Here is a 1,401-nt window from a genome sequence, read left to right on the forward strand (position 1 = left end):
ACATTCGGATATAACATTATTAACTAATTTACCAAACATCTAACGGGTGCGTTAATTTAACAAAAAGGCTGCTGCGGTAGCCTTTTTTTGTTATTCCGCTTATCAAGAGGTTAATTAAAGAGACGGTTTGGATAATATTCCTTAATGAAATATATAAATAGAAGAATTAGTATATAGGAAGACCAAATCTGAATAAACGGGATTAATCTTTGAAGAAGGAAAAATGACGCAATTATATAGGTTCATCCAAAATTTTCTAGTTTTCTTTATAATAAATTTAATAGTAAGTATAATTTTTGATGAGAGTTTGAACATCCGTACTGCCCTTTCAGTGGCTTTAGGAATATCTTTTGGTGTTGTTTATATAGGAAAGAAATATCAAAATAAGTGAATTGTATGGAAAATTAATTCAGCGTTCATAATTATTACTTTTTTAATGCAATTTATTTTGGGGGTTTGTTAATGATTACAAATGCTAATGCTGAAAAACAGCTTACTACCAAAATCGGGGAAAGAACTAATGATGTAAAACACGTTTGGAGTGTCTTCAAGACGTTTGCTAACGAGAAAGTTATTGGAGAAGAAGAAAAAGCTATTTTATTTCAGTGTGGAGTGTATAATTATACTGGTGAAAAGCTCTTTTATTTTGATTTTGTAAGACAGTTTTCTGTTGAAGACGGCAGCATACAACAGCTTCATTGTGAATTTGTCTTTACTCCTAATAAACAGTTGAAGAAGTTGGAAGCATCTGAATGGTTTTTTGAAAGTGAAGGGAATCTAGAAGAGTTTTTTGATGACATTGAAAATCTTGATGAATTCAAAATACCAATTAGCCATACCCCATTGAAATTAAACATCTATCAAGAAGAGGCATAACATACCGATACCTTCTTATACTGTTTAATTTGATTTAGATTGCTAATGTGTGATGGTTCCTACTATATAATAAGATGGGATTTTAAATGAATAAACGTGATGTTTTTATAAATATTTTAAGTCAGGTGTCGAATGAAAAGTTCACAGAATTAATTAAATACATTGAAGAACAATACAATCTTTACTTAGAAAGTGTTGAATTATTGGAATGGGAAGTGCCAATGTTAACTAAGGCATTAGAATCATTTGAAACAGGAGAAAAGTTTTCATTTTATAATCCCCAATCTGGAAATGAGTTAATTTTTAATCCAGATGAAGAGGATAAAGACACCATCTCTGAAGTATTTGAAGAAGCTAAACTTGACCTTATAAAAGGTCATAAAATAATTAACGTTTTGTCTACTTTTAAAGATGTTTTTGATAATGAACCTCATAAATTTAAATCTTAAATATTTATTTTTAATCTACTGCAAGGTAAGTCGGAGGATTGTGAAATATTGTACTTAAACTAATGGGTGCGTTAGT

At 29.7% G+C, this 1,401-nt stretch carries 2 protein-coding genes; both read left to right on the forward strand.

Annotated features, from left to right (window positions below; genetic code table 11):
• Window positions 1–462: 462 nt before the first annotated feature.
• Window positions 463–876 (forward strand): hypothetical protein, encoded by a 414-nt coding sequence (locus CUU66_RS23195; RefSeq protein ID WP_101645773.1) that lies wholly within the window; start codon window positions 463–465, stop codon window positions 874–876.
• 86 nt (window positions 877–962) lie between these two features.
• The gene (locus CUU66_RS23200) at window positions 963–1,325 is read left to right on the forward strand and encodes a hypothetical protein (protein ID WP_101645774.1); all 363 of its coding nucleotides are present in this window, start codon (window positions 963–965) and stop codon (window positions 1,323–1,325) included.
• Window positions 1,326–1,401 lie beyond the last annotated feature (76 nt).

Source organism: Peribacillus deserti (genome assembly GCF_002863585.1).
In the GTDB taxonomy this organism is placed as follows: domain Bacteria; phylum Bacillota; class Bacilli; order Bacillales; family DSM-1321; genus Paraperibacillus; species Paraperibacillus deserti_A.

Bases quoted from the DNA above. Each gene is read 5' to 3' on its own strand.
- CUU66_RS23195 (WP_101645773.1), top strand. From the start codon at position 463: ATGATTACAAATGCTAATGCTGAAAAACAGCTTACTACCAAAATCGGG.
- CUU66_RS23200 (WP_101645774.1), top strand. From the start codon at position 963: ATGAATAAACGTGATGTTTTTATAAATATTTTAAGTCAGGTGTCGAAT.